The sequence below is a fragment of the Hyphomonas beringensis genome (genome assembly GCF_000682755.1).
Lineage (GTDB): Bacteria > Pseudomonadota > Alphaproteobacteria > Caulobacterales > Hyphomonadaceae > Hyphomonas > Hyphomonas beringensis.
The window spans coordinates 197,416-213,888 of the sequence record NZ_AWFF01000032.1 but is presented as its reverse complement, the minus strand read 5'-3'; the positions used below and the strand labels follow the sequence as shown (position 1 = coordinate 213,888).

11 protein-coding genes are annotated in these 16,473 nt (G+C 58.6%); 7 read left to right on the top strand and 4 right to left on the bottom strand.

The window, feature by feature from the left end:
• Window positions 1-64: 64 nt before the first annotated feature.
• Window positions 65-2,272, top strand: coding sequence for a TonB-dependent receptor domain-containing protein (locus HY29_RS07705; protein ID WP_081811278.1), 2,208 nt, complete (start codon window positions 65-67; stop codon window positions 2,270-2,272).
• Between the two features lie 43 nt (window positions 2,273-2,315).
• Here the strand turns inward: HY29_RS07705 and HY29_RS07700 are convergent, their stop codons facing one another.
• Window positions 2,316-3,071, bottom strand: a complete 756-nt coding sequence (locus HY29_RS07700) for a 7-carboxy-7-deazaguanine synthase QueE (RefSeq protein WP_051601264.1) — start codon at window positions 3,069-3,071, stop codon at window positions 2,316-2,318.
• Window positions 3,072-3,073: 2 nt separating this feature from the next.
• Window positions 3,074-4,477: a methylenetetrahydrofolate--tRNA-(uracil(54)-C(5))-methyltransferase (FADH(2)-oxidizing) TrmFO gene (gene trmFO / locus HY29_RS07695; RefSeq protein ID WP_034795023.1), complete on the bottom strand. Its 1,404-nt coding sequence runs from the start codon at window positions 4,475-4,477 to the stop codon at window positions 3,074-3,076.
• Window positions 4,478-4,572: 95 nt separating this feature from the next.
• On the opposite strand from trmFO, the gene HY29_RS07690 reads away from it, so the two are divergent.
• The 3 genes from HY29_RS07690 to HY29_RS07680 all read left to right on the top strand — a co-directional run bounded on the left by HY29_RS07690 (window position 4,573) and on the right by HY29_RS07680 (window position 7,380).
• Window positions 4,573-5,376, top strand: a complete 804-nt coding sequence (locus HY29_RS07690) for a hypothetical protein (RefSeq protein WP_155838244.1) — start codon at window positions 4,573-4,575, stop codon at window positions 5,374-5,376.
• A 66-nt stretch (window positions 5,377-5,442) separates the two neighbouring features.
• Window positions 5,443-6,426, top strand: a complete 984-nt coding sequence (locus HY29_RS07685; protein ID WP_034795018.1) for a hypothetical protein — start codon at window positions 5,443-5,445, stop codon at window positions 6,424-6,426.
• Between the two features lie 9 nt (window positions 6,427-6,435).
• Complete coding sequence (locus HY29_RS07680; RefSeq protein WP_034795014.1) at window positions 6,436-7,380, top strand: hypothetical protein; 945 nt, start codon at window positions 6,436-6,438, stop codon at window positions 7,378-7,380.
• Between the two features lie 36 nt (window positions 7,381-7,416).
• Here the strand turns inward: HY29_RS07680 and uvrA are convergent, their stop codons facing one another.
• On the bottom strand, window positions 7,417-10,506 hold the full coding sequence (gene uvrA, locus HY29_RS07675; RefSeq protein WP_034795011.1) for an excinuclease ABC subunit UvrA: 3,090 nt from the start codon (window positions 10,504-10,506) through the stop codon (window positions 7,417-7,419).
• A 175-nt stretch (window positions 10,507-10,681) separates the two neighbouring features.
• Window positions 10,682-11,773, bottom strand: coding sequence for a phosphatase PAP2 family protein (locus tag HY29_RS18370; protein WP_051601263.1), 1,092 nt, complete (start codon window positions 11,771-11,773; stop codon window positions 10,682-10,684).
• 386 nt (window positions 11,774-12,159) lie between these two features.
• Here HY29_RS18370 and ssb point away from each other — a divergent pair, with 386 nt between their 5' ends.
• The 3 genes from ssb (at window position 12,160) to gyrA (ending at window position 16,430) form a co-directional block, all read left to right on the top strand.
• A complete protein-coding gene (ssb, locus tag HY29_RS07665; protein ID WP_034795008.1) occupies window positions 12,160-12,645 on the top strand; it encodes a single-stranded DNA-binding protein in 486 nt (161 codons plus the stop codon).
• Window positions 12,646-12,654: 9 nt separating this feature from the next.
• Window positions 12,655-13,479: a carbapenem-hydrolyzing class D beta-lactamase OXA-1090 gene (locus tag HY29_RS07660; RefSeq protein ID WP_051601260.1), complete on the top strand. Its 825-nt coding sequence runs from the start codon at window positions 12,655-12,657 to the stop codon at window positions 13,477-13,479.
• A gap of 155 nt (window positions 13,480-13,634) precedes the next feature.
• Complete coding sequence (gene gyrA, locus HY29_RS07655) at window positions 13,635-16,430, top strand: DNA gyrase subunit A (protein ID WP_034795005.1); 2,796 nt, start codon at window positions 13,635-13,637, stop codon at window positions 16,428-16,430.
• The last annotated feature ends 43 nt before the right edge of the window (window positions 16,431-16,473 follow it).

Below are 16,473 nucleotides of genomic sequence, written 5' to 3'. Positions count from 1 at the left end.
TTGACCTTTGCGAGCAGTCTCAATAGCGAGACTGAAAATCATTCGCAAAATGGAAGGTTCGGGAATGAGATCATTTATGGGGCAAACCGCATTGGCAGGCGTGATCTTCACAAGTGCCGCATTTGGCTCTCCGGCCTGGGCACAGGAACAGATTGATGCTCCGGCGGCACAGGGCGACGAATCCGAAGAGGAAATGCGCCTGCGCGATGTGGTCGTCACAGCGGCCGGCTTTGAACAGCTGATCCAGCAGGCACCGGCATCCATCTCCATGATGTCGCGTGAGGAGCTGGAAGAAGGCCGCTATCAAAGCCTGGCGGAAGCCATTTCCAATGTCGAAGGGGTCGACGTCGGAAGTTCTGTTGGCAAGACCGGCGGACTGGAAATCTCGATTCGCGGAATGCCGAGCGACTATACGCTGGTGCTGGTGGATGGCCGGCGACAGAATGCAGCAGGGTCCATCACGCCAAACGGCTTTGGCTCTACTTCCTCCAGCTTCATTCCGCCGATGTCGGCGATTGAGCGGATCGAGGTGGTTCGCGGGCCCGTCTCCACGCTTTACGGGTCAGATGCCATGGGCGGTGTCGTCAATGTCATCACGCGCAAGGTTGGCACCAAATGGGGCGGCTCTGTCTCTGCCGATGCGACGCTTCAGTCTGATGATGATTTCGGCAACATCTATGGCACGAACCTCTACGCAAATGGCCCCTTGGTGAAAGACTTGGTCGGCCTGGCCGTGCGAGGCCGCTATCAGACGCGCGAAGCGTCTGATCTTAGCTATAGGGATGAAAACGGTGATCCCATCGAGATCAGCAAGCGCGGCCCCAGCCCGGTCGAAAATGAGATCTGGTCTCTCGGTGGGCGCCTCAGCATCACGCCGAATGCCAACCATGACATCATGATCGACTATGATGTGACCGAACAATGGTATGACAACTCCCAGGCCCAGCTCGGGACAATTGGTACGCGTGGCTATGCCGAAGAGCTGGAGTTCAATCAGGAAGAGCTGGTTCTGGCGCACAATTGGCGCCTCTCCTTCGGCGAGTTGCAAAGCACGCTTTCACGCGGTGAACGCGAGACTGTTGGGCGCATCCTGCCCAGTGATGTGCCGGGCACGGACCGGGTTGCCGGAGACCCGCGCGAACTGGTGTCGACCAATACTGTGTTCGACACAAAGTTCTTCTCTCAATGGGGCAATCACACCTTCGCGCTGGGTGGCCAGTATTGGGATGCAGAGATGGTGGACGGCGTCGCGCCCGAACCCTACACGCATGAGCAATGGGCCCTCTTTGCGGAAGATACCTGGCAGATCGTACCGACTTTCAATCTGACCTATGGCGCACGCTTTGATGACCATAGTCAGTTCGGAGACCATTTGAGCCCTCGTGTTTATGGCGTCTGGAACGTCTCTGATCGCTGGACTGTGAAAGGCGGTGTCAGCCAGGGCTTCAAGACCCCGCGTCTCGACCAGATCGCCGAAGGTATTACGGGCTTTACCGGCCAGGGCACGCGCCCGGTCATCGGTACGCCATCCCTGAAACCGGAAACCAGCACAAGTACGGAAGTCGCAGTCTTCTATGATAATCGCGATAATTTCCGGGCTGATGTCACGGTCTTCCACAACAAATTCGAAGACAAGATCGCCACCGGTAGACCCTTGGACAATTGTTCCTTCGGCCTGACGGAAGATGAGTATGAGGCCGGCCAGACCGCATTTCCGGATTGCGCTGATTATGGATACTGGCCGGCTGTGGAAAGCTATGCCCAGACGGTAAATGTGGACGAGGCCGTGACGCAGGGCGTGGAAGCAAGCTTCCGTTGGGCCTTCCTGGAGGACTGGTCTCTGCGCGGAAACTATACCTATACGGATAGTGAGCAGAAAAGCGGAAGCCAGAAAGGGTTGCCGCTCAGCGACACACCAGAGCATATGCTGAATGGAAACCTGCGCTGGAATGCGACGGACAAGCTCTCCCTCTGGCTGCGGGGCGAGTATCGCAGCTCACGGTTCCGCAGTCCTGACCGGCGCGGGAACAATTCGGCGAGAGACGCCTATGGCGACTACAAGGCCTATGAAGTGTTCCATATGGGCGGATCATATGCCGTAAGCGAAGCCGTGTCGTTCAATGCCACGATCTACAATCTGCTCGACAAGGACTTCGTGAAGTACGAGCCCTATGTCAGCAATACGAGCACGAACGAGATTTCCTACACCAATCTCTATGCCATCAACCAAGAGCCTCGGCGGCTGTGGGTTTCGGTGAATGTGGACTTCTGATCCTGAGGCGCCCTGTCACCTGATCGGTGATGGGGCGTTTCTCTCAAGTGCCGCGCGTGTCGCCATAGAGGTGGATGTGCAGACGGCCGGTAAAGTTGTAGCCCGCCTTCAGGCAGGCCTCGGCGAGCCAGTGTTCGCGTTGGTGCAGCTCCTGCGGCGTGCGGCCTTCCGGCATCAGCCAGACGCGCGAGGCCGGCATGCCCGCCTCAGCCACGAGGGCTTTTACCTCTTCAAGGTCTGATGGGGTCTCGATCACAATCTTGAAATTCGCGCGCGCATCATTCGCGTAGAAACGGAGCGTTTCCAGCTTGAAGCGGATGGCGAGGTCATTGCCCGAATGAGCGAGTTTGGGCGACACATTGAACTGGTCGATCAGCTCTGCGGCAAGACCGAGAGGCTTGATCGTGCCATTGGTTTCAATTTCGATGTAGAAGCTTGGGTCCACCTCTTTCAGGCGTTGGATCAGCTCTCCCAGTTCGCGCTGCTGCAGCAGAGGTTCACCGCCCGTGAAGATGATGCGACGGCATGGTAGGGCGAGCAGATGTGCGGTCAGTTCTTCTACCGTGCGGTCGACCGTTTCCTGGGCCCGGTCATATTTGCGCGGCGCGCTGGGGGCGTCGTCCCGGTGCTGGAACTCCGTATCCTGGAAATTCCAGGTATAGGCCGTGTCACACCAGACGCAGTGGAGATTGCATTGTGACAGCCGGACAAACACGCTTGGCTTTCCGGCAGAGACGCCCTCACCCTGCAGCGAGTGAAAGATTTCAGGCACGCCGGGGTCTGTTACGGCGAGGCGCATGACTATTCCGCCGGAACCACGGCTTCGGCCTTCAGCCAGGCGTCAAAATCCTCCAGCGCCCGCACAGCCTGTGCACGTTTCTTGGCGCGGCCCTTGTCCTTGCCGCGCAGGCGTTTGCCGTCAGGCCCATGTTTCGGGAAATCCGCGATGTCCGGGAAAAGGCCGAAATTGACGTTCATCGGCTGGAAGCTGGCCTTGCCCTCAAGGTGACCGCCAGTGATGTGGCGGACGAGGGAGCCGAGCGCGGTCGTTTCCGGCGGAGGTGCCAGTGGTTTGCCAAGGCGCTCTGCCGCGGCAAAGCGGCCAGCGAGCAGGCCCATGCCGGCGCTTTCCACATAACCTTCGACGCCCGTCACCTGACCTGCAAAGCGCAGGCGCGGCAGGCTCTTCATGCGCAGCTGGTCATCCAGCAGCTTGGGAGAGTTCAGGAAGGTGTTGCGGTGGATGCCGCCCAGACGTGCGAATTCTGCCTTTTCCAGGCCCGGGATCATACGGAAGATGTCTGTCTGCGCGCCATATTTCAGCTTGGTCTGGAAGCCGACCATGTTCCACAGCGTGCCGAGGGCATTATCCTGGCGCAGCTGGACGATGGCGTGGGCCTTGATGTCCGGCTGGTGCGGATTGGTCAGGCCAACGGGCTTCATGGGGCCGAACCGCAGGGTCTCGCGGCCCCGCTCTGCCATGACCTCAATCGGCAGGCAGCCTTCAAAGTAAGGCGTGTCCTTTTCCCAGTCCTTGAACTCTGTCTTCGGCGCCTCGATCAGGGCATCGAGAAAAGCGTTATACTGGTCTTCATCCAGCGGGCAGTTGATGTAAGCCGCCGTGTCGCCGCCCGGCCCCGGCTTGTCATAACGGCTCTGTCGCCAGGCTTTCGTCATGTCGATGGAGTCGAAATAGACGATCGGTGCGATGGCATCGAAGAAGGCCAGATCGTCTTCACCGGTATGGGCGTGGATAGCTTCCGCCAGCTTGATGGAGGTCAACGGGCCGGTGGCGATAATGACGCTGTCCCAGTCTTCTGGAGGGATGCCGTCAATTTCCTCACGCACGATAGTGACGTTCGGATGCGCTTCCAGCTTCGCGGTGACAGCTTCGGCAAAGCCTTCGCGGTCCACGGCCAGTGCGCTGCCGGCAGGCACCTGATGGGCATCGGCCGTCTGAATGATCAGGCCATTGGCGCGGCGCATTTCCTCGTGAAGCACACCGACCGCGTTGGACTCATGGTCATCTGATCGGAAGGAATTGGAGCAGACAAGCTCAGCCAGATTGTCTGTCTGGTGGGCATCCGTGCCCCGAACGCCACGCATTTCGTGCAGGATGACGGGTACGCCCGCATTTGCGGCTTGCCAGGCAGCTTCGGAACCGGCCATGCCGCCGCCGATTATATGTACAGGTTTGATGCTCATGCCGCGGATGTGCGGGGCAAGTGCGGTCGCGTCAAGATGGCCTATGCCGTCATTGACCGTGGCAAGAGCAGGATCAGGTGTGTATGGAGGGCTTCATGACTCAGAAATTGCCCGTTCTGGACCTTGTGAGAGATGCGTGGATGCTGGCGTTCAAGGCGCTGCGTCCATCTCTTTTTGTCATGTTGGCCTTGCTTGTCGCGGGCGGTGTCTACACCTTTGCCGTGGGCCCCGGATCTGCATTGGGAGATGCGGCGCCAGCCATCGCGGCGCTGGTCGTATTCGTGGTCGGTATCGAGTTTTCGCTTGTCACATATCGCGTGATGCTGGGCACAAGGCATGGCGACCGGCTGCGCCTGGTCCATGCCAATTTGTCTGTTTATGTCGCCTTCCTTTTCGTGGGCGTCTTTATCGGATTTTTCCTGCTGACCTTGCCCGGTATTTTGCTGAAAGCGTCAGGTCGCACGGACCTCAACGCCGATACGCCGCCGGATGTGGTGCAGCAGGCTCTGGTGGACATGCTGCCCAGCGCATATGGCGCCATTTTGATTGTGGCCTGTGTCGCTGGCGCGCTGGCGCTTTGCTATATGGCGATCCGCCTGCTTCTGATCGGTGCGGCCACAATCAGCCTGCGCCGGACCATGGTGTTTCGCACATGGGGGTGGACAAAGGGCCATGTCATTTCGCTCTCCCTGGCCGCACTGGCGACACATCTTGCGCCGTTTGCGGTGGCGGTTCTGATCAATTGGGGGCTGCATGGGGTTTGGGGACAGAGTGGTGTTGGGGCATTCCTGTCCGGTTTCGTCGGCATGTTGTTGCTGGTGCCGTTTCTGCTGGCAGGCCATGGACTGGCCGTGGCGGCCTTGCGTCGCCTGCAACCGGAACAAGACCCCACCGGGTGATTGCCCTCACATCCCAAAACGCTCTATCGTGGCGACGGGATGAAAGAGTGATCAAGGGGGCTTTGAGTGCTGAAGCGATTTACATTTGACGGAGCGCTTTCCAGCCCGTTCAGGGCGGCGCATGCGAACTCATTCCCCTGGCTCTTCGCTGCCAGCTATGCTGCGCTGACGAGCGTTGGCTTTATGCTCCTGCTGTTTCTGGGCAAGGATGGCATTCTCTCAATCGCGGATACGATTGAGAAGATCGACAAGATGGATGTTGATGGGGCGGACCCTTTCACGGTCTTCCGAATGATCATTGGGTCCTTTGCGCCGCTCTTTCCGTGGATTGCGCTGGGGTCCTTCGGCGCCTGGGTGATCTGGTCTGTCTTTCAGGCCGCCAGCCAACGTCGCTATGTGCGGGATGAGCGCTTTAGCCTGCGTTTTGGCGGAGATGAATTGCGCATGATGGTTGTCAGCCTGCTCTGGGGCGGTTTGCAGCTGGTCTTCACCATCATCCCAATCATTATCTTCTTTGGCGGCATGCTTGATGTCGTCGACTTGGCCCTGTCTCAGGAGGATGACCCCCGTCTTGTCGGCCGGGTTATGACGACCATGCTACTGGGTGGCTTCGTGTGGCTCATCCTGTTCATTGCCTATGTCTTCTTCGCGACGCGGCTGGCGCCCTGTTTTGCGCTGACTATCAAGGAAAGACGCATCAGCTTCTTTGATGCATGGAACGTGTCACGCGGCCGTTTCTGGCCCATATTGGGGGCCTATCTGATCTGGGCCATAGGTGGCGGGATGGCTGTATCGGTGATTGATCAGATCCTCCAGATGCCCATCGGCATGTCGGTCATGCCGCGGCTTGAGAGACTTCAAACAGGTGAGGAATTGGTTGCCCTGGTCATGAGCGCCAGCTTTCTGATTCCGCTTTTCATCTATTCGTTTCTGCGCATGTTTACGGCAGGCTTGCTGATGCATGCTGTGGCGGGGCCCGCAGCCTTTGCGGCGCGTCATGATCCAAGGGGCAGCGTAGACGATGAAATCGCGATGGATGCGTTTAACTAGGAATCTCCAATGACACAGTTGCAATTTTCATTCGGCAATGCGCTGAACCATTTCTCACGTACGGGCGGCCCGAAGGGCTTTTTGTGGAAATTTGCCCTGGCCTATGGAGTGTGTTCCCTGCTGGTGCAGGCGGCGAGCGCCTTTTTCATGGGCTCTTACTATGCCGCCATGTTCAATCCGGCGATGATGGGTAATCCCGATGCCTTGAATGATGCGATGCTGCAGAATTTCGGGCGGATCATGATTGGCTATGCGATCTCGCTGGTTGGCGGGATCGCACTATGGACGGTTTTTGAAGCGGCCAGCCAGCGGCGCTATATGCGCGGCGAGGGCTTCAGTCTCAGATTTGGCGCGGATGAAGGACGAATTCTGCTGATCGGCCTGATCTGGATCGGGATCTTTCTGGCGCTTTATATCGGGCTGTTCATTGTCATGCTCGTTCCTATGGGAGTGCTGGCATTTACCGCGTCCTCGGGCAGCGATGGCGGAACGGCTTTTGCTGTTTTGCTGATGCTTGTCTTTATACTCGCCTATATGGTTTTCGCGCTTTGGTTCTGCGCGCGCTTCTCGCCGGCTGCGGCGATGACCATCCGGGACAAGACCATTCAGTTTGGGGAAGCCTGGCGCGTCAGCAAGGGCAAGGCGTGGACCATTGTCGGCAGTTGGATTGTGCTCATGCTGATCAGCACGGTGGTGCTCGTAGTGCTTTATATTGCGTTCGGGGCATTTGCCCTCGTTTCGCTTTTGCCGGCCCTGCAAGGGAATGGTGATCCCGAAGCCGTATTGTCAGGAATGATGTCGCCTCAGTTCATTCTGCCCCTGATCATTTTCGGAGCACTTTACATGTTCATCACTGCCGCGCTGATGCACATCTTTGGCGGCCCGGCGGCGCTTGCTGCCAGGGCAGATCCGAACTGGGTCAACAATCCGGAAATGGACAAGACCTTCAGCTGACCAGAGAGACCGTCGCCGCGCGAGGCAAGAGCGCCTCTATTTGGCGGTGCTCTTGCTACGCGTTTTGGTTTTGGCGGGGGCTTTCTTAGCCGGGCTTTTGGCCGGTTTCTTTGTGGACGTCGTCTTGGTCTCAGCCTTGGCCCTGGCTTTCGCCTTGGGTTTTGGCGCGGCTTTAGGTTTTGACGCCGGTTTGGTCTCAGCTTTGGGCTTTGCTTTGGTCTTGGCGGACTCTGCCGCTCTCACCCGTTTGTTACGGGCCGCGCGGCGCTCATCCTGACGGCGGAAGGTCTCGGCCAGATGCTTGCCTGTCCAGCTCTCCTCGCAAGCGGCAATGTCTTCCGGCGTTCCGGCCGCTACCAGTTGGCCCCCGCCATCCCCGCCTTCAGGGCCCAGATCCAGAACCCAGTCTGCCGTCTTCACGACATCCAGATTGTGCTCGATCACCACAACCGTATTGCCAGTGTCGACCAGAGAGTGGAGCACTTCGAGCAGCTTGCGTACGTCTTCGAAATGAAGGCCGGTGGTCGGCTCGTCCAGAATGTAAAGCGTCTTGCCAGTGGCGCGTTTCGACAATTCCTTGGCGAGCTTCACGCGCTGCGCCTCACCGCCGGACAACGTCGTCGCCTGCTGGCCAACTTTCACATAGCCGAGGCCGACTTCATTCAGCGTGTCGAGCTTGGTCGCGATGGCGGGCACGGCAGAGAAGAATTTCGCCGCATCCTCGACCGTCATGTCCAGCACGTCTGCAATGGACTTGCCCTTGAAGAGGACTTCGAGTGTCTCGCGATTGTAGCGTTTGCCCTTGCAGGTCTCGCAGGTGACATAGACATCCGGCAGGAAGTGCATCTCGATCTTGATGACCCCGTCGCCCTGACAGGCCTCGCACCGGCCCCCCTTCACATTGAAGCTGAAGCGTCCCGGCGCATAGCCGCGTGCCTTGGCTTCCGGCAGACCGGCAAACCAGTCGCGGATCGGACCGAACGCGCCGGTATAGGTGGCCGGGTTCGACCTTGGGGTCCGGCCGATCGGGCTCTGGTCGATGTCGATCACCTTGTCGAGATGCTGCAGGCCCTCGATGCTTTGATAGGGCTGCGGCGGTGCGGAGGCCCCGTTCAGTTTGCGGGCGAGCGCCTTATAGAGCGTCTCGATGATCAGCGTGGACTTGCCGCCGCCAGACACGCCCGTGATGCAGGTGAAGCTGCCGAGCGGAATCGTAGCGGTCACATTCTTCAGATTGTTACCGGTTGCGCCTTTCAGGGTGACTTTGCGCTTGGCTTTCTCGACCGGGCGACGCTTCGGAATCGGGATTTCCTTGGTGCCGTTCAAATAATCAGCTGTCAGGCTTTTCGGATTGGCCATCACCTCTTCCGGCGTTCCCTCGGCGATGATCTGTCCGCCATGAACGCCGGCCGCCGGGCCCATGTCGATCACATGATCGGCGGTCAGGATCGCATCTTCGTCATGTTCCACAACGATGACGGAGTTGCCGAGATCGCGCAGGCGTTTCAGCGTTTCCAGCAGGCGATCATTATCGCGCTGGTGCAGACCGATGCTCGGCTCGTCCAGCACGTAGAGTACGCCTGTCAGGCCGGAGCCAATCTGGCTGGCCAGTCGGATACGCTGGCTTTCTCCGCCCGACAGCGTGCCGGAGGCGCGGCTGAGCGTCAGATATTCCAGGCCGACATCATTCAGGAAGTCGAGACGGTCATTGATCTCTTTCAGAATGCGGCTGGCGATTTCGTTCTGCTGCTTGGTAAGCGATTTATGGACTTGGGCAAACCATTCATGGGCCTGCTTGATGGAGAACGCGCCGGCGTCTGAAATGTCGAGCGTGTCGATCTTTACGGCCAGGGCTTCCGGCTTCAGGCGCTTGCCACCACAGGCCGGGCACGGCGCGGCAGCCTGGAATTTGGCGATCTCGTCGCGCACCCACTGGCTGTCTGTCTCACGGTAGCGGCGCTCAAGGTTCGGGATGACGCCTTCAAACGTCTTCTTCACCTCATAGCGGCGCATACCGTCATCATAGACGAAGTTTACCTCATCCTTGCCCGTGCCGAACAGGATGATGTTATGGACTTCCTCTGACAGCTGGTTCCAGGGCTTCTTCAGGTCAAAGCGGTAATGCGCCGACAGGGCCTGCAGTGTCTGGGTCTGGTAGGGCGATGTCGACTTGGCCCAAGGGGCAATGGCGCCGTTCAGCAGGTCCAGATCCTTGTCCGGGACAACAAGGCCAGCATCGACTTTCAGTTGCTCGCCGAGGCCGTCACAAGTCGGGCAGGCGCCAAAGGGATTGTTGAACGAGAACAGGCGCGGCTCGATCTCCGGAATGGTGAAACCGGAGACCGGGCAGGCGAAATTGGCGCTGTAAGTGATGCGCTTTGGCTCTGTCTCGCCCTCTTCCAGGTCGGCATACTCACCAATCGCGATGCCGTCTGCGAGCCCAAGGGCGGTTTCGAAACTCTCGGCAAGGCGCTGTTCCATGCCTTCGCGCACGACGATCCGGTCAACGACCACATCAATGTCGTGCTTGAATTTCTTGTCGAGCTTGGGCGGGTTTTCGAGTTCGTGGAACTCTCCATCCACTTTCACGCGCTGATAGCCATTCTTCAGAAGCTCGGCGAATTCCTTGCGGTACTCCCCCTTCCGGCCGCGCACGATGGGCGCAAGCAAATAGAGGCGCGTGCCTTCCGGCAGGTCCATCGTGCGGTCCACCATCTGGCTGACGGTCTGGCTTTCGATGGGCAGGCCGGTGGCTGGAGAATACGGAACGCCGACGCGCGCCCACAGCAAGCGCATATAGTCGTAGATCTCTGTCACCGTACCGACGGTGGAGCGCGGGTTGCGGCTGGTCGTTTTCTGCTCAATCGAAATGGCGGGCGACAGGCCCTCAATGCTCTCGACATCGGGCTTCTGCATCAGTTCCAGGAACTGGCGCGCATAAGCGGACAGCGACTCGACATAGCGGCGCTGGCCCTCGGCATAGATCGTGTCGAAGGCGAGTGAGGATTTGCCGGAGCCGGACAAGCCTGTCATCACAACCAACTCGCCGCGCGGAATATCCACGTCGACATTTTTGAGGTTGTGTTCCTTGGCGCCGCGAACGCGAATGAAGGGAGACTCGGCCATTGAAGGGCTCTCTCGAAAATGGGGGTCTGTTGGCTGTTCACATCATGTGTGCCGGAAATCGTATTCCGCCACAAGAACAAAAACGGAACTATCGGATTCGCTGCGCAAATGGCTGCGATTGCTGCAGATCAGGCCGGTTTTCAGTCCGTCTGGGCATAAGCTGAAGCAAGAAAGATCAGGATTTGGCGGGAAACACTGCCTTGGTAATCATGGGAAGGCGTCCGCATGCCCACCAGCATGCCCAGGCAATTGCCGCGCCGAGCAGGCCATCCACCAGATAGTGCCAGGCCAGGATAACGGATGTGAACAAGATGATGAGGAAATAGATGCCAGTCAGCCAGCGTGTCAGCGTGGTGCGGCCGAACATGAGAGCGAACAGGAATGAGGTGGCGCAATGCATGCTGGGCATGGCGGAAATGCCGCCGACGCCTAACGAGCCCCCCCGATAACTTTGCCAGAGCATGTCCTGTGTCTGCAGCGCGTTGATGTGGCCAGCCTCCATCAAGCGCGTCATCTGGGGGGCGTAATAGTCCGGCTGGGCGAGGCTGACATGATCAAAATAACACGGACCGGCAGATGACAAAGCGATGGCCAGAACGTTTCCGCCCACAAACCAGGTGAGCATCAAGGCGAGACAATAGCGCAACTGGCGCGCAGTGTCGCCGCCGCGATAGATAAAACAGAATGCCCAGCTGCCCACCAGTGCGGCCATCCAGAAATCATAGATCAGGTCCAGCCCGCGCAGAAGGTAAGGGACATGATAGACCCATTCAAATAAGCGCCAGGGCGCAACACCCAGAAACAGCGCCTCGTCCATCGCAGCGAAGGTGTCATCCCAAACGAAGGGGACAATTTCCGGTATGCGCACTTTTATAGTCGTATAGGCAACCATGAAGCTGGCAAAGGCCAACATTGCGAGGGTCAGCATGGCTGCCGCATGGAGGATGCTGGCGCGATGACGCTGCCAATAGGCGGGGATCTGTTTGACCAGCGACCCCTCCTCACTTTCCTTCAGCATGTGCAGCAGACCGACGACCAGAAGGCAGCAGGCAAAGCCGATGCCGCGCTCTGTCACCCATCCGATATAGGTTTGGGCAAGGTCTGACTGCGTTTCTGCTGAGCCGGGAATGGCAATGTAAAAAAGCCCCGCAATGACCCACCAGGCTGTAATGAAGAGTAAAATGGGGGTCAGGAACCAAGCGCGGTCCGGCGCGAGGCCAAGGCGCAAAGCCATCAGTCGCTTGCGGTGAAGAGATGTGCCTGACATGGAAACTCCTTGCCTACCCCCTTGAATGAACAGTCTTAAAATATCGTATGATCAGGGCGGGAGCGTAGTGGTCAGGGCGTCTGAAGTTTCTTGGATTGCGTGAAGTCTTATAGGGATCCAGTCTTTGCCCCCAAGTGAAGAGAGAGAGCATCGCTTAGGGCAAAGGTGGAGAATCTTATTAAAGGGCCGCCTTAATGATATGAGTGGGCTTGCGTCTGGAAAGTCACCCGGATTAGAATATAAGGTGAACATTCTGGCCTTCGTGATGAACGAGGCGGGTGCAAACGTCTGTGGACAAATTCATAGTTTACGCGACAGGCAGGCCATCCCGCGTTAAAAGCGAAGTCGAATCGATAGCGAAACAGATCTGGATCGGAGATGGAATTATGGCAGGATCAGTGAACAAGGTTATTCTTGTCGGCAATGTCGGGCAGGATCCGGAAGTCCGCCAGTTCCAGAATGGCGGCCAGGTGGCCAGCTTTTCGCTCGCGACCTCGGAAACCTGGAAAGACAAGAACACTGGCGAGCGCAAGGAGCGCACCGAGTGGCACCGCATTTCCGTGTTCAGCGAAGGCCTCGTACGGGTTGTCCAGAACTACATTAAGAAGGGCTCAAAGCTCTATATCGAAGGCCAGCTTGAAACCCGCAAATGGCAGGACAAGGACGGCCAGGATCGCTACACGACCGAAGTTGTGCTGCGCGGCTTCAACTCCACGCTGACCATGCTGGATGCGCGCGGTGAAGGCGGCGGCCGGTCTGCCGGCAATGATTTCGGCGGCTATCAGGGCGGAGGCGGCAATAGCGGCCCGCGTCAGATGAGCGGCCCGCAAGAGAGCTTCAGCCAGGATCTCGACGACGAGATTCCGTTCTAGGAGCGGCTCATGATCCGGCATGTCGTCGGCTTTGCATTGGGCCTGACAGCGCTAATGAGCGCCTGTCAGGCCATGCCTGAGCGCCCGGAGACGCTGGATGATGTATTGGTGGCACAGGGGCTGACACCTGAGACGGCAGCCCTTGTGATCTATCGTCTTGAAGATGGTGACACCTGGGAGACGAGCGGCGACCGGCCGGAGAGCCGGTTTGTCGCTGCCTCTACCTCAAAAATCCCTCACACATTGATCGCGCTTGAAACCGGCGCTGTGACTGGCCCGGACGAGTGGTTCGAATGGGATGGCGAGACACGGTTCTCGCCGGGCTGGAATGAAAGCCAGAGCTTTGCCACGGCATTCCAGCGCTCAACGGTATGGATCTACCAGGCCGTAACGCCGCGCATTGGCAGCGCAGTCCTGCATGACTGGCTCGAACGGTTCGATTATGGGAATGCCGATGTGGGAAGTAAGTCTGATATTCAGACTTACTGGCTGAAGGGGCCACTCGCGATCTCTGCGCGAGAGCAGGTGGCGTTCCTCGCTAGGCTGTCAGCGCATACGCTGCCGCTGTCTGCGCGCACGTATGAGCTTGCCATTCCCATGATGCAGGCAGACCAGGGAGAAGGTTGGACGCTCTACGCCAAGACGGGGTGGAAGCATGTGGAGGGCGAAACCGATATTGGCTGGTATGTCGGCTGGCTGGAGCAAACAGACGGCCCCGCACCGGGGACATATGTTTTCGCCATGAATATGGACATGGATGCAGCCAATCCCGCGCTCGAAAAGCGCAAGACCGTGGTGCATGAGGGGCTTATCGCAGTGGGCGCGCTGGAATAGGCGAAAAAGCCCGCTAAATCTGTCGTTTCGCCCCGTATTTACTGCCTTTTTAGCCCCGCTGGCATTTGTTTCCCCGTGTCCGGGATGCTAGACATATTCCTGTAACGGAACAGGTGATTCCCGTTTGAATTCACCGTAGCCAGGACGACTTCTCCATGAGCGACGACACGACCACGCCGGACGACCCGGAAACCCCCGAAAATGGTGGCGAAGGTGGCGCGATCCTGCCGGACGGCATTGAGCCGATTTCCATCGAATCCGAACTGAAAAGTTCCTATCTCGATTACGCGATGAGCGTGATCGTCAGCCGGGCCCTGCCGGATGTGCGTGACGGTCTCAAGCCCGTTCACCGCCGCATCCTGTATGCCATGAACGAAGGCGGCAATACGCCCGGCAAGCCCTACAAGAAATCGGCAAACATCGTCGGGGCCGTGATGGGTAATTACCACCCACATGGTGACTCCGCGATTTATGACGCCCTTGTCCGGATGGCGCAGCCCTTCTCCATGGGTGTGACGCTGGTCGATGGACAGGGCAATTTCGGGTCGATCGACAATGATCCTCCGGCCGCCATGCGTTATACCGAAAGCCGGATGACCCGTGAGGCCACCTACCTTCTCGCAGATATCGAGAAAGATACGGTCGACTTCCAGAGCACTTACGACGACTCCAAGCTGGAGCCGATTGTCCTGCCGGCGCAGTTCCCCAATCTGCTCGTCAATGGCGCTGGCGGTATTGCCGTCGGCATGGCGACGAACATTCCGCCGCACAATCTGGGTGAGGTCGTGGACGCGACCCTGGCCCTGATCGACGACCCGACGCTGGATGATGAGGCCCTGCTGGAAATCGTGCCGGGACCGGACTTCCCGACTGGTGGCCTGATCATGGGCATGTCCGGCAGCCGCAAGGCGCTGACGACAGGCCGGGGCAGCGTCATCATGCGCTCCAAGACCGACATTGAGGAGGCCAAGAATGGCCGCGAGGCCATCATTGTCACCGAGATTCCGTATCAGGTGAACAAGGCCGCGATGATCACCAAGATCGCGGAGCTGGTGCGCGAGAAGCGTATCGAAGGCATCGCTGACCTGCGCGACGAGTCTGACCGGAATGGTATCCGTGTCGTGGTCGAGCTGAAAAAGGATGCCAGCGCCGACGTTGTGCTGAACCAGCTATATCGCTTCAGCCAGATGCAGACGAGCTTTGGCGTGAACATGCTGGCCCTGAATGGTGGCCGGCCTGAGCTGATGAACCTTCGCAAGGTGCTCGACTGCTTCATCGCATTCCGTCAGGAAGTGGTTGTTCGCCGGACCAAGCACGAGCTGAACAAGGCCCGCGACCGCGCCCACGTCTTGGTCGGCCTGGCCATGGCTGTGGCAAACATTGATGAAGTGATCCGCATCATCCGCTATTCGCCGGATCCGAACTCCGCCCGCGAGGCCCTGCTTGAGAAGGCTTGGCCGATTATGGATATGGGCCCGCTGCTGGACCTGATCGCTGACCGCCGGACCCGCAAGGGCGAGGGCGACACGATCTATCTGTCTGATGAGCAGGCCCGCGCTATCCTGGCGCTGCAGCTCTCCCGCCTGACCGGCCTCGGCCGTGACGAAATCGGCAATGAGGCCAAAGGGCTGTCTGACAAGATTGCCGACTATCTGGACATCCTGCGGTCACGTCCGCGCGTTCTGGACATCATCCGTGCCGAACTGAACGAGGTGAAAGACAAGTTCGCTGTGCCGCGCCGGTCCGAATTTGCCTTTGGCGGTGTCGACATGGAAGACGAAGACCTCATCGAGGTCGAGGACATGATCGTGACCGTGACGCATGGCGGCTACGTCAAGCGCACGCCGCTTTCGACGTACCGGACTCAGCATCGCGGCGGCAAGGGCCGCTCCGGCATGAGCATGAAGGACGAGGATTTCGTCGTGAACGTGTTCTCGGCGACTACACATACCGAAGTACTGTTCTTCTCCTCTGCGGGCATGGTCTACAAGGAGAAGGTCTGGCGTCTGCCAATGGGCGGGCCGAACTCGCGCGGCAAGGCGCTGGTCAACATATTCCCGTTGGCTGCAGACGAGCGCATCGAGAGCGTCATGCCGCTGCCGGAGGACGACGAGTCCCGCAACGAGCTAGACGTCATGTTCGCGACCAAGACAGGCACCGTGCGCCGCAACAAGCTGTCAGACTTCATCCGCGTGAACCGGAATGGCAAGATCGCCATGAAGCTGGACGAAGACGATGGCATTGTTTCGGTGAAGATTTGTACCGAAAATGATGATATCCTTCTCACGACTGCGCTGGGTCAATGTATCCGCTTTGCTGCGACGGATGTGCGCGTGTTTGCCGGCCGGAATTCGACTGGTGTCCGGGGCATCCGTCTTGGGGATGGCGATGAAGTCATCTCCATGGGGATCCTGCGCCATATCGAGATCACCTCCGAAGAGGCGAGAGCTTATCTGAAGCACGCCTCTGCCATGCGCCGGGCCGCAACTGGCGAAGAGGAAGAGGTGTCTGATGATGAGGGCGAAGAGGGCATCGAAGAGGCCGCGCTGAGCGCTGAACGCATCGCTCAGCTTGGCGCCGCAGAGGAATTCATTCTCACAATCGCCGATGATGGTATGGGCAAACGCTCGTCTGCCTATGATTATCGTGTTACCGGACGGGGCGGCAAAGGCCTTGTGGCGCAGAATATCTGGGGCCGCGACAAGAAGAAGGGCCCGGTGAAGAAAGTGGCTCAGTCCTTCACGGTCGGCGATGGCGATCAGGTCATGCTGGTCACGGATGCGGGGCAGTTGATCCGCACGCCGGTGGAGCAGATCCGCATTGCCGGACGCTCGACAGGCGGTGTCTGGGTGCTCAGAACCGCCGAAGGCGAGCGCGTCGTTTCGGTTGCGCGTCTTGTGGAAGACGCTGAAACCGCTATGGATGATACAGAAGACGGCGCGGGCGAATAAGCCCGCGCCTCCATAAACACCATAAGGTTGGGAGGACAGGCCA

Coding starts and splice junctions, on each gene's coding strand:
- HY29_RS07705 (WP_081811278.1), top strand. CDS start 65: ATGAGATCATTTATGGGGCAAACCGCATTGGCAGGCGTGATCTTCACA.
- HY29_RS07700 (WP_051601264.1), bottom strand. CDS start 3,071: ATGCGCCTCGCCGTAACAGACCCCGGCGTGCCTGAAATCTTTCACTCG.
- trmFO (WP_034795023.1), bottom strand. CDS start 4,477: ATGAGCATCAAACCTGTACATATAATCGGCGGCGGCATGGCCGGTTCC.
- HY29_RS07690 (WP_155838244.1), top strand. CDS start 4,573: ATGACTCAGAAATTGCCCGTTCTGGACCTTGTGAGAGATGCGTGGATG.
- HY29_RS07680 (WP_034795014.1), top strand. CDS start 6,436: ATGACACAGTTGCAATTTTCATTCGGCAATGCGCTGAACCATTTCTCA.
- uvrA (WP_034795011.1), bottom strand. CDS start 10,506: ATGGCCGAGTCTCCCTTCATTCGCGTTCGCGGCGCCAAGGAACACAAC.
- HY29_RS18370 (WP_051601263.1), bottom strand. CDS start 11,773: ATGTCAGGCACATCTCTTCACCGCAAGCGACTGATGGCTTTGCGCCTT.
- ssb (WP_034795008.1), top strand. CDS start 12,160: ATGGCAGGATCAGTGAACAAGGTTATTCTTGTCGGCAATGTCGGGCAG.
- HY29_RS07660 (WP_051601260.1), top strand. CDS start 12,655: ATGATCCGGCATGTCGTCGGCTTTGCATTGGGCCTGACAGCGCTAATG.
- gyrA (WP_034795005.1), top strand. CDS start 13,635: ATGAGCGACGACACGACCACGCCGGACGACCCGGAAACCCCCGAAAAT.